Annotated in this window: 16 protein-coding genes; 9 read left to right on the top strand and 7 right to left on the bottom strand. The window is 68.9% G+C overall.

The features are described from left to right. The first annotated feature begins 8 nt into the window (after positions 1-8). Genes BW733_RS04555 through BW733_RS04530 form a run of 6 tightly spaced genes read left to right on the top strand, consistent with a single transcriptional unit; the run spans position 9 to position 5,910 of the window. The gene (locus BW733_RS04555; protein WP_418361330.1) at positions 9-665 is read left to right on the top strand and encodes a histidine phosphatase family protein; all 657 of its coding nucleotides are present in this window, start codon (positions 9-11) and stop codon (positions 663-665) included. After that, positions 662-1,246, top strand: coding sequence for a TlpA family protein disulfide reductase (locus BW733_RS04550; protein WP_077348292.1), 585 nt, complete (start codon positions 662-664; stop codon positions 1,244-1,246). Before BW733_RS04555 ends, BW733_RS04550 begins: the two co-directional genes overlap by 4 nt. A gap of 52 nt (positions 1,247-1,298) precedes the next feature. Beyond that, a complete protein-coding gene (locus BW733_RS04545) occupies positions 1,299-2,009 on the top strand; it encodes a cytochrome c biogenesis CcdA family protein (RefSeq protein ID WP_077352705.1) in 711 nt (236 codons plus the stop codon). Continuing rightward, complete coding sequence (resB, locus tag BW733_RS04540) at positions 2,009-3,571, top strand: cytochrome c biogenesis protein ResB (RefSeq protein ID WP_152024567.1); 1,563 nt, start codon at positions 2,009-2,011, stop codon at positions 3,569-3,571. Before BW733_RS04545 ends, resB begins: the two co-directional genes overlap by 1 nt. Continuing rightward, the gene (gene ccsB / locus BW733_RS04535; RefSeq protein ID WP_077348288.1) at positions 3,568-4,473 is read left to right on the top strand and encodes a c-type cytochrome biogenesis protein CcsB; all 906 of its coding nucleotides are present in this window, start codon (positions 3,568-3,570) and stop codon (positions 4,471-4,473) included. The genes resB and ccsB overlap by 4 nt, the downstream gene beginning before the upstream one ends. A 6-nt stretch (positions 4,474-4,479) precedes the next feature. After that, a complete protein-coding gene (locus BW733_RS04530) occupies positions 4,480-5,910 on the top strand; it encodes a GerMN domain-containing protein (protein ID WP_077348286.1) in 1,431 nt (476 codons plus the stop codon). A gap of 10 nt (positions 5,911-5,920) precedes the next feature. On the opposite strand, the gene BW733_RS04525 is transcribed toward BW733_RS04530, so the two are convergent. Then, positions 5,921-6,682, bottom strand: coding sequence for an SDR family NAD(P)-dependent oxidoreductase (locus BW733_RS04525; RefSeq protein ID WP_077348284.1), 762 nt, complete (start codon positions 6,680-6,682; stop codon positions 5,921-5,923). A 62-nt stretch (positions 6,683-6,744) separates the two neighbouring features. Between BW733_RS04525 and BW733_RS04520 the strand changes: the two genes are divergently transcribed. Genes BW733_RS04520 through BW733_RS04510 form a run of 3 tightly spaced genes read left to right on the top strand, consistent with a single transcriptional unit; the run spans position 6,745 to position 9,772 of the window. Next, positions 6,745-8,148, top strand: a complete 1,404-nt coding sequence (locus BW733_RS04520; RefSeq protein WP_077348282.1) for a mycothione reductase — start codon at positions 6,745-6,747, stop codon at positions 8,146-8,148. Then, on the top strand, positions 8,145-9,362 hold the full coding sequence (locus BW733_RS04515; protein ID WP_077348280.1) for a glycoside hydrolase family 3 N-terminal domain-containing protein: 1,218 nt from the start codon (positions 8,145-8,147) through the stop codon (positions 9,360-9,362). Before BW733_RS04520 ends, BW733_RS04515 begins: the two co-directional genes overlap by 4 nt. A gap of 2 nt (positions 9,363-9,364) precedes the next feature. Continuing rightward, positions 9,365-9,772 (top strand): VOC family protein, encoded by a 408-nt coding sequence (locus BW733_RS04510; RefSeq protein ID WP_077352703.1) that lies wholly within the window; start codon positions 9,365-9,367, stop codon positions 9,770-9,772. Between the two features lie 234 nt (positions 9,773-10,006). On the opposite strand, the gene BW733_RS04505 is transcribed toward BW733_RS04510, so the two are convergent. The 6 genes from BW733_RS04505 to pstS form a co-directional block, all read right to left on the bottom strand. Beyond that, the gene (locus BW733_RS04505) at positions 10,007-10,858 is read right to left on the bottom strand and encodes an SDR family oxidoreductase (protein WP_077348278.1); all 852 of its coding nucleotides are present in this window, start codon (positions 10,856-10,858) and stop codon (positions 10,007-10,009) included. A gap of 359 nt (positions 10,859-11,217) precedes the next feature. Then, a complete protein-coding gene (locus BW733_RS04500) occupies positions 11,218-12,867 on the bottom strand; it encodes an HNH endonuclease signature motif containing protein (RefSeq protein WP_077348276.1) in 1,650 nt (549 codons plus the stop codon). 776 nt (positions 12,868-13,643) lie between these two features. Continuing rightward, positions 13,644-14,423: a phosphate ABC transporter ATP-binding protein PstB gene (pstB, locus tag BW733_RS04495; protein WP_077348274.1), complete on the bottom strand. Its 780-nt coding sequence runs from the start codon at positions 14,421-14,423 to the stop codon at positions 13,644-13,646. 29 nt (positions 14,424-14,452) lie between these two features. Further along, positions 14,453-15,532 (bottom strand): phosphate ABC transporter permease PstA, encoded by a 1,080-nt coding sequence (gene pstA, locus BW733_RS04490; protein WP_077348272.1) that lies wholly within the window; start codon positions 15,530-15,532, stop codon positions 14,453-14,455. Beyond that, on the bottom strand, positions 15,532-16,515 hold the full coding sequence (gene pstC, locus BW733_RS04485) for a phosphate ABC transporter permease subunit PstC (protein ID WP_077348270.1): 984 nt from the start codon (positions 16,513-16,515) through the stop codon (positions 15,532-15,534). The genes pstA and pstC overlap by 1 nt, the downstream gene beginning before the upstream one ends. 103 nt (positions 16,516-16,618) lie before the next feature. Beyond that, on the bottom strand, positions 16,619-17,728 hold the full coding sequence (gene pstS, locus BW733_RS04480) for a phosphate ABC transporter substrate-binding protein PstS (protein WP_077348268.1): 1,110 nt from the start codon (positions 17,726-17,728) through the stop codon (positions 16,619-16,621). Positions 17,729-17,904 lie beyond the last annotated feature (176 nt).

Below are 17,904 nucleotides of genomic sequence, written 5' to 3'. Positions count from 1 at the left end.
TGATGGACGTGGATAATGCGAGCATCGTGCACGTCATGCGGCACGGCCAGGTGGAGAACCCGACCGGCGTGCTGTACGGCCGACTGCCAGGCTTCGGGCTGTCGGCCCTCGGACGTGAGATGGCCGAACGCATGGGGCAGTACTGGGCAGAGGTGCCCCTGACCCATCTCCGGTGCTCACCGCTGCAGCGGGCGCAGGAGACGATGGCCCCGACGGCCGCCCGTCACGCCGACCTGACGATCACCCCGGACGAGCGCGTGATCGAGGCGGAGAACCGCTTCGAGGGGATGATCTTCGGCCGAGACAACGCCGCCCTGCGCGACCCGAGGATGTTCTGGCACATGCGCAACCCGCTTCGCCCCAGTTGGGGGGAGCCATACGCCGACATCGCCGCCCGGATGCGCGCGGCCATCACCGACGCGGCCGAGGCAGCCGGACCAGGCGGCCAGGCGCTGGTGGTCAGCCACCAGCTGCCGATCTGGATCTCCCACCTCGCGGCGCTCGGGCGTAGCTTCGTGCACGACCCCCGACGCCGCCGCTGCACCCTGTGCTCAGTGACCAGCTTCACCGTGCGCAGCGGCCGGATCACCGGTGTCTCCTACGCCGAGCCCGTCGCCGACCTGCTGCCCTCGACGTCGAAGCGCAAGTTCAAGGTCGGGACGTGAGGCGCGCGGTCGCGGCCACCCTGGCCGCGCTGTTCGCGCTCACCGCCTGCACCGCAGAACCCGGCGGAAACTCGGGCGACGAGACCGGCGACTCCGGAGGCGGGGCCGGCTTCGTCACGGGAGACGGAACCGTCACGATCGTCCCCGAGGGTGATCGCGAGATCGCCCCCGTCATCTCCGGCCCGACCGTGACCGGAGGCGAGGCCTCCACCGCGGACCACGCAGGAAAGATCATCGTGCTCAACGTGTGGGGCTCCTGGTGTGCGCCCTGCCGCAAGGAGGCCCCCGAACTGGTCAAGGCGAGCGAGGAACTCGGCGAGGACGTGGCCTTCCTCGGGCTCAACACCCGCGAACAGGACAAGGCCCCGGCGCTCGCCTTCGAGCGCGCCTTCGGCATCGAGTACCCCAGTATCTACGACGGGTCCGGAAAGCTCCTCCTCGACTTCGGAAAGCTGCCACCCAAGGCCATCCCCAGCACCCTCGTCATCGACGAGGAGGGCAGGATCGCAGCCCGGGTGCTCGGCGCCGTCGATGCGAAGACCCTCGTCGGCATCGTCGACGACGTGAAATCGGCCTCCTGACATGACCGGCATGCTGCTGGAGGCCTGGACGAACGACGCGCTCACCTCGTCGATGCTGGTGGCGATCCCCGTCGCGATGCTGGCCGGTCTCGTCTCGTTCGCCTCGCCATGCGTGCTCCCGCTGCTGCCGGGCTACCTGAGCTACGCCTCCGGCCTCGGGGCGAGCGAGATCGCGGAGGGCACGGGCTCCAAGCGGCTCCTGATCGGCGGAACGCTCGGCTTCATCCTCGGCTTCTCGATCGTGTTCGTGCTGACCGGCGCCCTGTTGGGCGGCGTCGGCGCCGTCCTGATCAGCAACATGCGCATCATCACCGTCATCCTCGGCATCGTGATCATCGCCCTCGGCGCCGCCTTCGCGGGCTGGCTGCCCATGCCGTCCGGTTGGCGACCGAACCTCGCCCCCCGCATGGGGGCGCTGGCCTCACCCCTGCTCGGCATGGTCTTCGGCCTGAGCTTCACCCCCTGCATCGGCCCGGCCCTTTCCGTCGTGCTGACCCTCGCCATCAACGAGGGTTCCGCAACCCGCGGCGGCATCCTGGCGTTCGCCTACGCGCTGGGCATCGGGATCCCGCTGCTCGCCTTCGCGATGGCCTTCACCGCGCTCGCGCCGAAGCTCGACTGGCTACGCAGGCACCAGAGACTGATCCAGCGCATCGGAGGTGTCGTCATGATCCTGGTCGGTGTCGCGATGGTCACGGGCCTGTGGGACCGGCTGATGGACGTGCTTCGTCAGTGGGCGGCCACGTTCGGGACGATCCTGTGATGGCGCGGAGGTCCAACCCGGTGGTGGAGTTCGTCCGCTGGGCATGGGGGCAGCTGACCAGCATGCGCACTGCGCTCATGCTGCTGTTCCTGCTCGCTCTCGCCGCGATCCCGGGCTCGATGATCCCGCAGACCACCGTCTCGCCGATCTCGGTGCTCGACTTCAAGCGCGAGCATCCGTTCTGGGACAAGATCTTCGAGCCGCTCGGCATGTACCACGTCTACACCTCGCCTGCCTTCTCGGCGGTGTACCTGCTGCTGTTCGTCTCGCTGATCGGCTGCATCCTTCCCCGCCTCGCCAAGTACCTGAGGGCCGTGCGCAAGCCGCCGCCGAAGCTGCCCGCCCGCATCGGTCGCCTCCAGGAGACGGCCACCGGCGCCCTGGCCGTTGACGCGCCGACCGCGCTCGACAACGCTGAGGCGTACCTGCGTTCACGCCGCTACCGCGTCCGCCGCTTCGACGAGGGCGTCAGCGCGGAGCGCGGCTACAGCAGGGAGGCGGGCAACCTCGTCTTCCACATCTCACTCGTCGTGCTGCTGCTCGGCCTCGCCTGGTCGAACCTGCTCGGCTTCCACGGCACAGCCGTCGTCGTCGAGGGCCGCGGCTTCGCCAACGTGATCACCCAGTACGACGACTTCACCAGCGGCCCGCTGCTCGACACCGACACGCTCGAGCCCTTCTCGATTGACGTCGACGACTTCCGCGCCGAGTTCGAGACGGGCGAGGTGCAGACGGGCGCCGCACGCCGGTTCGACGCCGACGTCACCGTCAACGACGCCGCAGGCACAAGCACCGAACTGCTCACCGTGAACGAGCCGGTGATCACCGCCGGAGGAACCCAGGTGAACCTCCTCGGCCACGGCTACGCCCCCTCGTTCACCGTCCGCGACGGCAACGGAGACGTCGCCTTCTCCGGCCCGGTCGTGTTCCTACCGCAGGACGGCAACTTCGCCTCGGTCGGCGTGGTGAAGGTTCCGGACGCCCGGCCGAAACGGCTCGCGTTCGAGGCGTTCTTCTACCCGACGGCGCTGCTGAACGAGAACGGCCCGCAGTCGATCTTCCCCGACGCCCTCAACCCCGAGGTCTACCTGAACGCCTGGTTCGGCGACCCGGCGGAGGAGACGGGCATCCCCGAGTCGATCTACACGCTCGACACGACCGGCCTCGAGCCGGTGCCCGGCGACAACGGCGAGGTGCTTCGTGCGGCGCTTCCCGTCGGCGGAGGCATGACCCTCCCCGACGGCCTCGGGTCGATCACCTTCGACGGCTGGGACCGCTGGGTGAAGCTGCAGGTCAGCGACACGCCCGGCAACCTGCTGACGCTGATCGCGATCGCGGTGGGTGTTGCGGGGCTGTGCGTCAGCCTGTTCGTGCGGCCGCGTCGCCTCTTCGTGCGCGTCACGGACGCCGAGGCCACGGCAGGCGGTCTCGACCGGGCGGACGCCGCCTCAGGACTGCCCGAGGAGGTGGCCGCGCTGCTGGCCGCCACGACAGGTTCGCAGGAGTTGCGCGACAATGGTGAGGGCTCTGTGCCCGCCGAGAAGGAGGAAGCGACTGCATGACGCTCAGTGAGTGGTCCTACACGGCCATGGTCGCGGCGACCGTCATCTATCTCGTCGCGTTCGGGCTGTGCGCCCTGGAGTGGTCTGCGGCCCGTGGCCTGGCCTCGGAGCGTCCCGCGGACGGATCCGAGGACGTTGCGCGCACCCGGGTCGACTTCTACGGCAGACTCGGCCTCTTCGCGACGACCATCGCGTTCCTGCTGCACGTCGCGGCCGTGGTGCTGCGAGGGGTGGCGGCCGGACGCGCCCCCTGGGGCAACATGTACGAGTTCGTCACCTCGTCGCTCGCGTTCGCCGCGCTGATCTACCTCGTGTGCGCCTACCGGCTCGGCATGCGGTGGCTCGGGCTGGCGCTCAACCTGCTGTTCGCGCTCGGCCTCGGCGTCGCCGTCACGCAGTTCTACGTCGACGTCGCGCCGCTTGTGCCCGCGCTGCACAGCGTCTGGTTCATCATCCACATCGTCGCCGCCGCCATCGCGGGCGCCGCGTTCAACGTCGGCGCCGTCACCTCGATCCTGTACCTGATCCGGGTCCGCGCCGAGGAGAAGGCCTCCGGGAAGGAACTGCGCGGCTACCTCGCGAAGCTCCCCAGCGCCAAGAAGCTCGACCTGATCTCCTACCGGCTGCACGCGTTCGCGGTGCCGCTCTGGACTTTCACCATCGTCGCTGGCTCGGTCTGGGCGCAGTACGCATGGGGCCGGTTCTGGAACTGGGATCCGAAGGAGACCTGGTCGCTGATCACCTGGATCATCTACGTCGCCTACCTGCACGCCAGGGCCACCGCCGGGTGGCGCGGCAAGCCCGTCGCGATCATCGCGATCGTCGGCGTCGTCGCCTTCTGGTTCAACTTCGTGGGCGTGAACCTGCTCTTCAGCGGATTGCACTCGTATTCCGGGATCTGATGACCGATGGCAGATGAGAGCCCGGACTGGCTGGTCCGACTGTACGAGGAGCAGGGTGCGACGCTGCACCGGCTCACCGTGCTGCTCGGCGCGGAGGAACAGTCGGGCCGGATCCTGCGCGGAGCGCTGCTTGCGCTGCACCGACGCAGCCAACGGCTGATCGACCCCGCCGAGCGGATCGAGTTCCTGCAGGAGAGCGTCGTCCATGCGGCCCGTGTCGCGCGGCGGCCGCAGCAGCCGCTCGAGCTTCCGCGGGTCGAGGACCCGAGGCAGAACGAACTCCTCGCCCAGATTTCCGCGCTGCCTCCGCGGATGGCCGAGATCATCGTGGTCAGCCACTACCTGGCGGTGTTCGGGCCCGAGCTCGCGGGCATCATGCGGATGTCGGTGCGCGGCTGCAACCAGAAGCTCGAGATCGCCCGCGAGACGCTGCGGGCCAACGTCAGGGGCGACGGCATCCCCGGCGGGATCGAGGCGCTCTCCCAGGAGGTGACGGCGGCGCTGCGCGCGGCGGCGCGCACCGTCCAGGCTCCCGGCACCAGCACGCTCGCCGCCGAACTGGGGCAGCTGGGCAGCGATGCGAGGGTCACCTTCGGGCCCCGCTCCGTCGCCGTGCTGACCGCGCTTGCCATCGTGGCCGGCCTCGTCCTCGCCGCCCTCACCACCCCGTCTGCTGCCCCTGTTGAGCAGCCACCCGCCTCACCAGACCAGACGGTCGCCCCGACCGCGGGTCGGCCCATTCCCGCACAGGTGCGCGGCGTCCCGCTCTACTACGTCGGAAGGGACGGGGGGCTGTACCGCGAACTGCGCGACCTGTCGTCGTCGGGCAACCTCGTCGGCTCCGCGGTCGACGCGCTGCTGACGGTTCCGGCGGCCGACCCCGACTACCGCTCGATGTGGACCGCGGGCCGCCTGATCAGCGTCGAGCAGAGCGGCGACGCCCTCACCGTCAACCTCTCAGCCGAGGCCTACGAGGCCATCGAGTCGGACCAGGATGCTGAGCTCGCCCGCAACCAGATGGTCTACACGATCTCCGACCTGGTGGCCGATCCGTACCTGAGCGTGCAGTTCCAGTCGGACGGCGGCGCCGCGCCCGCCCGGTTCGTCAGCGAGTCGGGGTACCGCCGCCAGGACCTGGCCCCGATGCCCGACGTGTGGATCACCGCGCCGCGGAACCTGGCGATTGTGAGCGGCGACCTGACGATCACCGGCACCGTGAAGCCCGGGCTGGGGGAGCCGGTGGTGCGGATCATAAACACCGACTCCGGGGCCGTCGTCGCCGAGGAGTCGGCTCAGACCTCTGCCGAACCCAACCCCGACGGGTGGCGCCCCTGGAGCGTCACGGCGACCCTGCCTCCGGGCCGGTACGAGGTCAGCGTGCGGACCCCGGAGAACTCGGCGAAGCCGGTGGAGACCAAGACGTTCGAGGTGGAGTGAGCCCTCGCCGTCAGTGCGTCGCGACGAACTCGGCGAGCTTCGCCTGGAGCCTGGTCGGGGCGAGGCGGGTGGCGAAGGCCATCACCGTGTTGCGGACGCCGTCGACGACGTAGGGGCGGTGCTGCTTGAGCGCGGTGAACGTGGTGTCGACCACCTGCGCAGGCGTCCGTCGGTCGGCCATGACGGCGTCGTTTCCGGCGTTGGCGAAGAACTGCGTCTCCGTGGGGCCGGGGCAGATCGCAAGGGCCCGCACCCCCGTGGGGTGCAGTTCGGACCACAGAGCGATCGTCAGCCGCAGCACGTAGGCCTTCGAGGCTGCGTAGACGGCCATCCGAGGGATGGGCTGGAAGGCGGCGGTCGAGGCGACGTTGATGATGGCTCCGCGGCCCCGCTCGACCATGCCCGGCGCCGCCGCCCGTGACAGCTGGGTGAGGGCGACGACGTTGAGGTTCAGCTCGTTGGCGATGCGCGACTCGTCGGCCTGTTCGAAGTCGCCGAGGGTGCCGAAGCCGGCGTTGTTGACGAGATAGGCCAGCTCGCGACCCTCCATCGCGTCGATGACCTTCTGCACACCCTCCTGGGTCGAGAGATCGGCTGCCACCACGTCTGTGTCCACGCCGCGACGCCGGTGCAGGTCGGCGGCGACCTCGCGCAGCTTGTCCTCGCGGCGTGCGACGAGCACCACGCCGACCCCCTCGGACGCGATGCGGTCTGCGAACGCCACCCCAAGCCCGCTCGATGCTCCGGTGACGACCGCCCATGCGTTGTTCATGCCCCCACTCTAGGTGAGCCGCCTGCGGGTGCCGCTCCGCGCGGTCGTGACACAATGGGGCCATGCAGCACTTCGACCTCGCCGTCATCGGATCCGGTTCCGGTAACTCGCTGATCGACGAACGGTTTGCCGACTGGAATGTCGCCCTCATCGAACGTGACCCCGTCTTCGGCGGCACCTGCCTGAACCGCGGCTGCATCCCGACCAAGATGTTCGTGCTGCCCGCCGATTACGCGGTGAGCCCGACCGAGGCGGAGCGGCTCGGCGTGGATCTGCGCTACGAGGGCTCCGACTGGGCTGCCATCCGCGACCGCATCTTCGGGCGGATCGACGCCATCTCCGCCGGCGGGCTCGACTGGCGCGAGCGCTCCGAGAACGTCACCGTCTTCCATGGCGAGGCCTCGTTCGTCGACAACCGGACCCTTCGCATCGGCGATGAGGAGATCAGCGCTGACCGGATCGTCATCGCCACCGGCTCGCGCCCGCGTAGGCTCGACGTGCCGGGCCTCGAAGAGGTCTCCGACCTGGTCTTCACCTCAGACGACATCATGCGCATCGACCAGCGGCCCAAGCGTCTGGTGATCGTCGGGGGTGGCTACATCGCCGCCGAGTTCGCACACATCTTCTCGGGGCTCGGCACCGAGGTCACCCTGATCAACCGCTCCGACGTCCTGCTGCGCAGCTACGACCGCGATATCTCCGACCAGTTCCAGCGGCTCATCGCCGGGAGGGTGAAGCTGCGCCTGAACCAGAAGCTGTCCTCCGTGGAGAAGGACGGCAAGGGCCTGATCGTGGTGACCACCGACCGCAACGGCATCGAGTACGAGTACTTCGCCGACGCGATGCTTGTCGCTGTCGGCCGTGACCGCAACTCTGAGGCCCTAAACCTGGAGGCGGCGGGCGTCGACGTGCGCGGCGACGGCCAGATCCGAGTCGATGCACAGCAGCGTACGAGCGTGGACGGCATCTGGGCGATGGGAGACGTGTCGTCCGACTACCTGCTCAAGCATGTCGCGAATGCCGAGGCCCGCACCGTCCAGCACAACCTGCTCTACCCCGACAGCCCGGTGGAGACCGATCACCGCTACGTCCCGCACGCGGTGTTCTCGAACCCGCAGATCGCGGCCGTCGGCGCCACGGAGCAGCAACTGCGCCAGTGGGGCACTCCGTACGTCACCGCCACCCAGCGCTACGCCGACGTCGCCTATGGATGGGCGATGGAGGATGAGGGCCATTTCGTGAAGCTGCTCGCCGATCCGGGCTCCTGGGCCCTGCTCGGCGCGCACATCATCGGCCCCCAGGCGAGCACGCTGATCCAGCCGCTGATCCAGGCCATGAGCTTCGGGCAGAAGGTTCCCGACATCGCCCGCGGCCAGTACTGGATCCATCCAGCCCTGGCTGAGGTGGTCGAGAACGCCCTGCTTGGGCTGATGGCCGCCCACCAGCCTGCAGAGATCGCCAAGTGAGGCGGCCGCTGCATCCGCTGGCCCTCCTGGCCGTCCTTGCCCTCACGGCCTGCGCGCCGGAACTGCCGGTCAACGACGGCCGGGTCCAGGCCCCGACCCCTGCTGGCTCACACACCTCCGAGGCCTCGCCCGTGCCTGAGGGACAGGGCTCTGCCTCGCCGTCCCCGGAGTCGGTGAACGCCTGCCTGGTACAGGCCGAGGCGCTCCCGGTCGCCGACCAGGTGGGCCAGCTGTTCATGGTGGGTGTCTCGACGAGCGGCCTCGACGAGACGACCCGCACGGCCATCGTCAACAACAAGCTCGGCTCGGTTGTCCTTCTCGGCAACACCACCGCAGGCGCTCAGCCGATCCGCATGCTGTCGGCAGAGCTCGGCTCGCTTGGCACGGCCGAACTCCCGCTCCTTGTGTCGGTCGACCAGGAGGGCGGGCAGGTGCAGCGGCTCCAGGGCGAGGGCTTCACCCGGATCCCCGACGCCCGAGAGCAGGGAGCCTGGCCCGAGGGGCACCTCACGGAGGAGGCGACGAAGTGGGCCGAGGAACTGCGCTCCGCAGGCGTCGCCTACAACCTGGCCCCTGACGCCGACGTCGTGCCCGAGGATCGGCGCAACACCAACGCGCCGGTCGGGAAGCTGAAGCGAGACTTCGGCAGCGAGCCGGGCCTCGTCGGTGCGAAGGCCATGGAGTTCATCGAGGGCATGCATTCCGCAGACGTCGTGACCTCGGTCAAGCACTTCCCAGGCCTCGGCCTCGTGGAGACCAACACCGACTTCGGCGCGGCTGAGGACACCGAGGTGGCAAAGGACAGCCCTGTGCTGGAACCGTTCCGCACTGTCATCGATGGCGGCGTCGACTCCGTCATGGTGTCCTCTGCCGTCTACACCCAGATCGATCCCGAGAACGAGGCCATGTTCAGCTCGGCCATCATCGACGGGATGCTCCGCGACGACCTCGGCTTCGACCGGGTCGTCATCTCCGACGACCTGGGCGCGGCCAAGTCGGTCGAGGACATCGAACCGGCCGACCGCGGCGTGCGCTTCATCGAGGCCGGCGGTGATCTGGCCATCAACGCCGATCCCACCATCATGACGGCGATGGTCGAGGCGACCGTCGCGAAGGCCGAGTCGGACGAGGCCTTCGCCACCCGGGTCACCGAGTCTGCGGCCCGCGTCCTGACGCTGAAGGAGTCGGCGGGGCTCATGGAGTGCGGCGGCTGACGATGCCCGGACTTCATCACGTCGAGGTCTGGATCGCCGACGTCGGCACCGACCTTGCGCAATGGGGGTGGCTCCTCGCACGGCTGGGGTTCGTGCGTGAATCGAGCTGGTCCGAGGGGGAGTCTTGGGCGGCCGGAGGGACCTATCTCAGCCTGACCACGTCACCGAACGTCAGCGCCGGAGGGCACGACCGTCGCCGTCCGGGCGTCAACCATCTCGCCTTCAAGGCGGGGGAGCGCGAGACGGTCGACGCGATCATGGCCGAGGCTCCGCTCCATGGCTGGACGCCCCTCTACCAGGACCGCTACCCGCACGCAGGAGGCGAGCAGCACTACGCCGGCTGGCTCGAGAACTCCGCTGGCTTCAAGGCCGAGGTGGTCGCAGACGTCGAGAGCCCCGCGTCCGGCTGAAGTCCGCGACAGCCCGGCGAGGCAGGGGAAGAGGGTCGGGCTGGTGCGGGCGATCCAGTGTCCGATCGGTGCTCTGGGCAGGGGGCGTGCACAAACCTACGGTGAGCGCTGGCAGCGCCAGTATTGGCAGCAACCGCGCTCCTGGTAGATCTGTACACACGCCCTCGCGTGGACGCGACGAGGACGGCGGGCACGGGTCGCAGAGCTCGTGCCGGCAGCTGTCTGGTCGTCACATCAGAAGACCGGTCGACCACCCGTCACGCCGAGCACCGAGCCCGACACGTAGCTGGCCTCGTCCGAGGCGAGGAACACGAAGGCCGCGGCCACCTCGATCGGATCGCCCGCCCTGCCGAGCGGAGTATCGGTGCCGAAACCCTCGACCTTCTTCTCGGGGAAGGTCGACGGGATGAGCGGCGTCCAGATGGGTCCCGGGGCGACGGCGTTGACCCGCACGCCTCGCGGGCCGAGCGTCTGGGCAAGGTTGACCGTCAGGTTGTTCGCTGCCGCCTTGGTCGCCGCGTAGTCCAGCAGGACCTCGGACGGGTCGTAGGCCTGGATCGACGTCGTGATGATCACCGAGGCCCCAGGGCCGAGATGGTCCATGGCTGACTGCACGAGCCAGAACGGCGAGAACACGTTCGTCTCGAACGTCCGGTGTAGCTGCTCGGGTGGGAACTCGGAGATGTCCTGATGGCTCATCTGGAACCCGGCGTTGGCCACGATGATGTCCAGCCCTCCGAGTGCTTCGACCGTCGTCTCCACGGCCTCGCGGTTGGCCTCGGCTGTACGGAGGTCGGCCTGGATCGCGACGCATTTCCTTCCCTGCGACTCCACGAGCGACTTCGTCTCCTCAAGGTCGTCACTGCCGGGGAGATCGACGATGGCGACATCGGCTCCCTCCTTGGCGAATGCGAGGGCGACGGACCGACCGATTCCGGAGTCGGCCCCGGTGACCAGAGCGCGCTTGCCCTCCAGCCGGCCTCGCGCCACCCACGTGTCGTGGCCGTGATCGGCCTTCGGCTTCAGCTCGGACTCGCGGCCTGGCCATTCTTGGTCTTGTGCGGGGATGTTGCTGAGATCACTCATGTCCTCCACACAACCACGCACCAGCCGGCCTCACAAGCGATTCCGGGAACTGCCGCCCACTGCGCGGCAGCCGATCGCCCGGGGCAATTAACACACATCCCCATTGCCCCCTTCCAGTCGAATTTCCAGTCGACGCATTGCTGGTGTCTCCGCTCCGCGGCTAGACGGATCATGCCGATACGCGCGCGCACCGTGGTCGGGGAGGGGACCGGCCAACTGGTGACGATGTGGGCCTGAGCCCAAGTCGTCCGACGGGCCGTCAACGTCCACACAGCGGACCCTTCTGCGCCTGAACCGTCACGCTCTTGAGTTGTCACCGGCTGGGACGACGGCCTGGCCGGTGGGCTCGCCCCAGCCGCTCAGGTGGCGAGCCCGACGTCGATCCGGAGGCCCGAACGCGCGGGCACCGGTGTCCGCCCGGGATCGAGCCGTCGTGGTGGGATTAACTCCGGCCGCTCAGAGGCGTTCATCCTGACCTCCCAACGGTCGGTCGGGTCGTAGCCGCTGCGCAGCGGGTATCCGGCCCCGACCAGCGACCGCCCATGGCGCCGGTCCCGCTCGGATCCGGGTGCCACGAGGACGGAGTCCTCCCGGGAACCTGATGGCTGGGCTCGCTCGGCTGGCCCCGGTGGCCCGAGGACGGAGTCGTCCGGGGCCCCTGATGGTGGAAGCTGGCCGGGTGGCGTGACGCCAGAGCCCTCGGGCGGTGGCGAGCCCGGCCGTGCGGGGTTGTGATCGTGCGGCACCGGTGGACTTGAACCGCGGCTGCGCTGGTCGTCGTGCATCCGCAGGGGTTCGACCATGGCGTGGTGCTGTGCGCAGACGAGCACGAGGTTCGCAAGGCAGGTGGGTCCGCCCTCCCACCAGGGAACGATGTGGTGCGCATCACACGCCTCGTCGGGCTGCTCGCAGCCTGGGAAGGTGCAGCCGCCGTCGCGCAGCGACAGGGCTTTGCGGATCGGATCTGTGACGAGCCGCTGGGTCCGCCCGACGTCGAGGAGTTCCGAATCTGCACCGAGCACGACCGGGGTGAGATCGGCGTCACAGCACAGCCGCCGGAGGTCCCCGGCCGAGACCCGCTCGCCGTGGGTCAGCACCCCGGCCTGCTCGGCCCGCTCCCGCAGCGACTCCTCCTGCATCACCACGACGACACGCGGCCGGTCGCCCGCGACCTTGGGTGCCGCCTTGCGCACCTGCATGGCGCGGACGATGCGCACCAGCGCATCGGCATCGCGCTGCTCCGGGCTGTCGGACGGGCGACCGAGCGCAGGTGACGGCCTGCCGTCGTCGCGTGCCTGCCGCCGCTCCGAGGCCCGGTATGACGCCACGAGCCGCGCCAGTGCCTCGCCGTCCACGGCAGGCAGCGACCCGTTGAAGATCATCGAGCCGTCATCGAAGCGGTATCGGAAGCACCGCTGAGCCAGAGCGCGTTCGCGCTGCCTCTGTAGCCGCTGCCGCTCCCGCTCGGCCGCTCCCTCGCGGGTCAGCGCGGGGTCGACCACATCGAGCACGCGTTGGGTCATGGACCGCAGTTGTTCGTGGGTGGCGCTCCCAGCCTGCTCGACGAGGAAGCGCTCCGCATGTTCGTGCTGCTCGTCGCTCAGATCGCTCGGTAACTGGTTGAGCACGCGGGTGATGCTGTCGGCCTGGCGTGAGGTGACCGAGCCCTCCAGCGCTGCTGCCCGGACCTCCGGGTGGGCCGCGAGGTCATGGCCGGCGAAGATCGTCGCCGCGGCAACCGCCTGAGTGGTGCGACCTGTCGACTTGAGCCAGGTGGTGAGCGGGACGCCCACCGCCCGCTCGGCCACCTTCCGGCGGTCGGCATCGGCGGCCATCACCCGATGCTGCGTCTGCAGCTGCTCGGCCGCTACGCGGATCGCATCGAGCAGCTCCAGCTCACGCCGAACAGTGATCGGCTCATCGGGGGAGGGATCGCGGAGCAGCTCGAGCCCGGCCCGGATCAACGCGACTGCCTTGTCGCGTCGGCTCTGGGACTGCTGCGGCTCCATGTGCTGAGTTTACGGCAACTTGGCGAAAAATCAAATAGATGTTCTAATAATTTTCCGAGATTGACATCCGGGCGAACCCGCGCCGTCCGCGGGCGGCGGGGGGACAGGCGCCAAACCGAAAGCGGAGTCCCCGAACAGAACCTGATCCGGTCCAGCGAGTTCCGTCCACCGGTTCGCTGATCCGAGGAGCCGGCCAGTTACAGGCCATGGGGTGCGCGGACCCCGTATGGTCGGTGTCGAGACCGCCTCGGCCGCCCCTGAGATCGGCGCGGGGCGCGCCGGAGACGACCCCGACCTTGCGCCGACTCCCAGCGCCCGTCGCCGTATTCGTTGCGCTTCTCTCGGCTCTCGTCCTGGCAAGCGAGGTGCTCGGGGCCGTTGCGCAGGCTCCGGCCGAGTCGCGCGAGGCTGAGGCCGGGATCGTGGGTCACTTTGGCGCTGTGGTCCGGACCGTGGACGTGTTCGAGGGCCTTTCGACGACGGGCGCCGCCGCTGCGCGGGGCGGCCCTGCTCAAGGGACGGGAAGAGGGGTGGCGCGTTCGCGGGGGGGTCCTGCTCATGTGACGGGAACGACGGGGGCCGCCTCGCGCGGCGGCGCTGGATGGCGACCGGGAACAGGGGCGGTGCCGCTGCCCGTGGTGCCACCTCCGACCCCGCGGCGGTGGCCATGTCGTCGTGGACTACGGGGCAGACTGGTGCTCCCTGTGCAAGCAGCTCTCCCCGAAAGCAGAAGGCCCGGCGGAGCAGCAGCTCCACCGGGCCTCCCCGCACCTCGATCAGCCGAAGCGACCCGTGATGTAGTCCTCAGTGGCCTTCTGGTCAGGGTTGTGGAAGATCTTCTCCGTCGAGCCGATCTCGATCAGTTCACCCGGCTGCCCGTGGGCCTTCAGGTTGAAGAACGCCGTCTGGTCCGACACACGCGCCGCCTGCTGCATATTGTGGGTCACGATCACGACGGTGTAGGTCTCCTTGAGTTCCTTGATCAGGTCCTCGATGGCGAGCGTCGAGATCGGGTCGAGCGCGGAGCACGGCTCGTCCATCAGCAGCACGTCGGGGGAGACCGCGATCGCTCGGGCAATGCACAGTCGCTGCTGCTGACCGCCCGACAGGCCCGACCCGGGGCGGTCCAGACGGTCCTGGACCTCCTTCCACAGGTTTGCGCCGCGCAGCGACCGCTCGACGATGTCGTCGGCCTCGGAGCGCGAGATGCGCGAGTTGTTCAGCCGCGCGCCTGCCAGCACATTCTCCTTGATGCTCATCGTCGGGAACGGGTTGGGCCGCTGGAACACCATGCCGACCTGACGGCGCACGCGCACCGGGTCGACGGCGGGGTCGTACAGGTTGACGCCGTCGAGCAGCACCTCGCCCTGGCAGTACGCGCCAGGGATGACCTCGTGCATGCGGTTGAGCGAACGCAGCACGGTCGACTTGCCGCAGCCGGACGACCCGATGAACGCGGTGACCGAACGCGGCTCGATGACCATGTTGACGCCACGCACGGCCTGGAACTTGCTGTAGAAGATGTTGAGATCCCTGATCTCGATGCGCTTGGACATTGCTTGATAGTTCTTTCTCTACGTTCGGGTCAACGGCCGGCCTTGGGAGCGAACCTCCAGGCGATGAGCCGCCCGATCAGGTTCAGTCCCATGACGATGATGATCAACGTGAGCGCACCGGCCCAGGCGCGTTCGATGTACGGGGCGGCGACGGCTCCGGGGGTCGTGTACTCGTAGTAGACGAACACCGGGAGGGTGGCCATGGGGTCGGCGAGCGGGTTGAGGTTCATCGACGCCGTGATGCCGGCCGTGACCAGCAGCGGGGCGGTCTCGCCGATCACTCGGGCGATGCCGAGGACGACGCCGGTGACGATGCCCGCGATTGACGTCGGCAGCACGACCTTGCCGATCGTGCGCCACTTGGGCACGCCCAGCGCGTAGGAGGCTTCGCGCAACTCGTTCGGGACGAGGCGCAGCATCTCCTCGGTGGAGCGCACGACGGTGGGGATCATCAGCACCGAAAGCGCCACCGCGCCCGAGAGGCCGTTGTTGGTGCCAGGGCCGAGGAACAGGGAGAACATGGTGTAGGCGAACAGGCCGGCGACGATGGAGGGGATGCCGGTCATCACGTCGACGAAGAAGCGGATGGTGCGGCCGAGCGCCCGGAAGGCGGGGTTGTTGGTGTACTCGACCAGGAAGATGGCGGTCAGCACACCGATCGGCACCGAGATCAGCGTGGCAAGGCCGGTGATGATCAGCGTTCCCCAGATCGCGTGGACGGCGCCGCCACCCTCGCCGACGATGTTGCGCATCGAGTAGCTGAGGAACTCGCCGTCGAAGCGGGCGAGGCCCTTCGACACGGTGCCCCACACCAGCGAGACCAGCGGGAAGAGCGCGAGGATGAAGAAGCCGGTCACGACGTTGCGGGCCAGCCGGTCCTTCGCCTTGCGGGTGCCCTCGACGGCGGCGGACAGGGCGTAGCTCGTCACGTAGAAGAGCGCGGCGCCGAGCGCGATACCCGAGAGCCAGGAGGCCGCTCCGAGGACGGCGAGGATGCCGAAGGAGACGGCGAGCGCGGTGACGAGCAGGGCGAGCGTCGTGTACTTCGGCAGCTGGGCAGAGGTGAGGACGTTGCGCGTCTTCGGCGCGGCGGTGGCGGTTCCGGGCATCAGTTCGCTCCAGAGAACTCGGCGCGGCTGGCGATGATCGCCCGGGCGGCCATGTTGACGACGAGGGTGATCACGAACAGGACCAGGCCGGAGGCGATCAGCTGGTTCACGCCGAGCCCGTAGGCCTCGGGGAACTTCAGCGCGATGTTCGCGGCGATCGAGTTCGGGTTCGACGAGGTGAGCAGCTTCAGGTGGAAGCCGTCACCTGGGGAGAGCACCATGGCCACCGCCATCGTCTCGCCGAGCGCGCGGCCGAGGCCGAGCATGCAGGCCGACACGATGCCCGGCATGCCGAAGGGCAGCACCGCCTGGCGGATCATCTCCCAGCGGGTGGCGCCGAGCGCGAGGGAGGCCTCCTCGTGGAGCCTCGGCGTCTGCAGGAACACCTCGCGGGTGACGGCGGTGATGATCGGAAGCACCATCACCGCGAGCACGATGGCCGCGGTGAGGATGGTGCGTCCGGTGCCGGAGACCTGGCCGCCGAAGAAGATGCTGAACACCGGGACCCCGCCGAGGTTGGCGTTGAGCCAGGTGTAGATCGGCTGCACCATCGGGGCGAGGACGTTGATGCCCCACAGGCCGAACACGACCGACGGGACGGCGGCGAGCAGGTCGATGATGTAGCCGAGCCCCTGCGCGAGACGGCGGGGCGCGTAGTGGGTGATGAACAGTGCGACGCCGATCGCCACCGGTACCGCGAACAGCATCGCGAGCGCCGCGGCCCAGATCGTGCCGAGCGCGTAGGGGAGCACCCACGACCAGAACGGCCCGTAGGGCAGATCCTCGGGCGGCTCGGTGAGAGCCGGCACCGACAGGGCGACCAGGAAGAAGGCCACCGCGAGGAGGATGAGGAGGATCAGGCCGCCCGACGCCGTCGTGATGGAGCGGAAGAGGGAGTCGCCGAAGCGCTTGGCGCTGCGCAGAAGGGAGGCGGGCGCCGCCTGCTCATCCTGCCTGCTCGGCTCCGTGGTGTCGGTGGACATGGTCGTGTCTCCTGGAAGGTGCTTACGTGGTGCGGACCGAAGTCACAGCGACGCGCCCACCCTGTCCCGGGAGGGCGCGTCGCTGCGTCTCAGGTGGTTGAGGTCACTTGATCGTGTCGATCGCGGCCAGAACCTTCTCGCGCAGTGCGTCGGAGAGAGGCGCCGAACCGGCCGACTCGGCGGCGGCATTCTGGCCCTCCTCAGACGCGATGTAGCCGAGGTAGCCCTTCACGAGCTCAGCCTTGGCGCTGTCAGCGTACTCCGCGCAGGCGATGCCGTACGACACCAGGACGATCGGGTAACCCTCGGCCTTGCGGTCGAGCTTGATCGCGATGTCGTTGGCCTCGCGGCCCTCCTCCAGCGGGGAGTTCTCGACGGCGGCCGCGGCGGCCTCCTCGGTCGGAGCCTCGAACCTGCCCTCGGGGCCGACCTTCGCGATGCCGGCCTCGCCTGCCTGGGAGGCGTCGGCGTAGCCGATCGTGCCCTTGCCGCCGGTGACCGCAGCGACGACACCGGAGGTGCCCTTCGCGGCCTCGCCACCCTGCAGCGGCCAGTCGCCCGACGGCTCCTCGGTCCACACGCCCTCGGCGGCGACGCTCAGGTAGTCGGTGAAGTTCTCGGTGGTGCCCGACTCGTCGGAGCGGTGCACGGCGGTGATCGCCTGATCCGGGAAGGTGGCGTCCGGGTTGAGCGCGGCGATGGCCGGGTCGTTCCAGTTCTTGATCTCGCCGTGGAAGATCTTGGCGAGCACCTCGGGGGTCAGGTTGAGGTCGGTGACGCCCTCGACGTTGAAGATGACGGCGATGGGGGAGATGTAGACCGGAACGTCGATCGCGAGCGACTCGGGCTTGCAGCCCTTGAAGGCGCCAGCCACGTTCTCGTCGGTCTTCAGAGCGCGGTCGGAGCCGGCGAAGTCGGCGCCGCCGCCCATGAAGGCCTCACGCCCGGCGCCGGAGCCGTCGGGGGAGTAGTTGACGGTCACGCCCGGGTTCGCGGTCTGGAAGGCGGCGATCCAGGTCTCCTGGGCGACCTTCGCCGACGAGGCTCCCTTGCCGGAGAGCGTGCCCTCCAGCGTCGAGGCCGGGGCCGAGCCGGAGGACGACGTCGAACCGTCGTTGCCGTTGGTGGCAGGAGGGGTGCCCTCGTTGGTGGCGCAGGCGGACAGCAGCAGAGCGGCGGTGATGCCGAGCGCGGCGGTGAGACGAATCTTCATTCGGGGAATTACCTTCCGAAGTGTGAACGCTTCGACCCCTGGGGGTCTGTGCCGGTGTTCCGGCTTCGTCTGGGACGCTATGCCTGGAAAGTAACGCGATCGGCCACGTTGGGTTAACAGAAGGTGAACGGGGATCGAGCTTTCGGTCCGCGGAGCCCCGGATGCGCTAAAAGACG

The organism is Tessaracoccus flavescens, assembly GCF_001998865.1.
Lineage (GTDB): Bacteria > Actinomycetota > Actinomycetes > Propionibacteriales > Propionibacteriaceae > Arachnia > Arachnia flavescens.
Note: the sequence above shows the minus strand (reverse complement) of the source record. Positions and strands in the feature narration are given on the sequence as shown.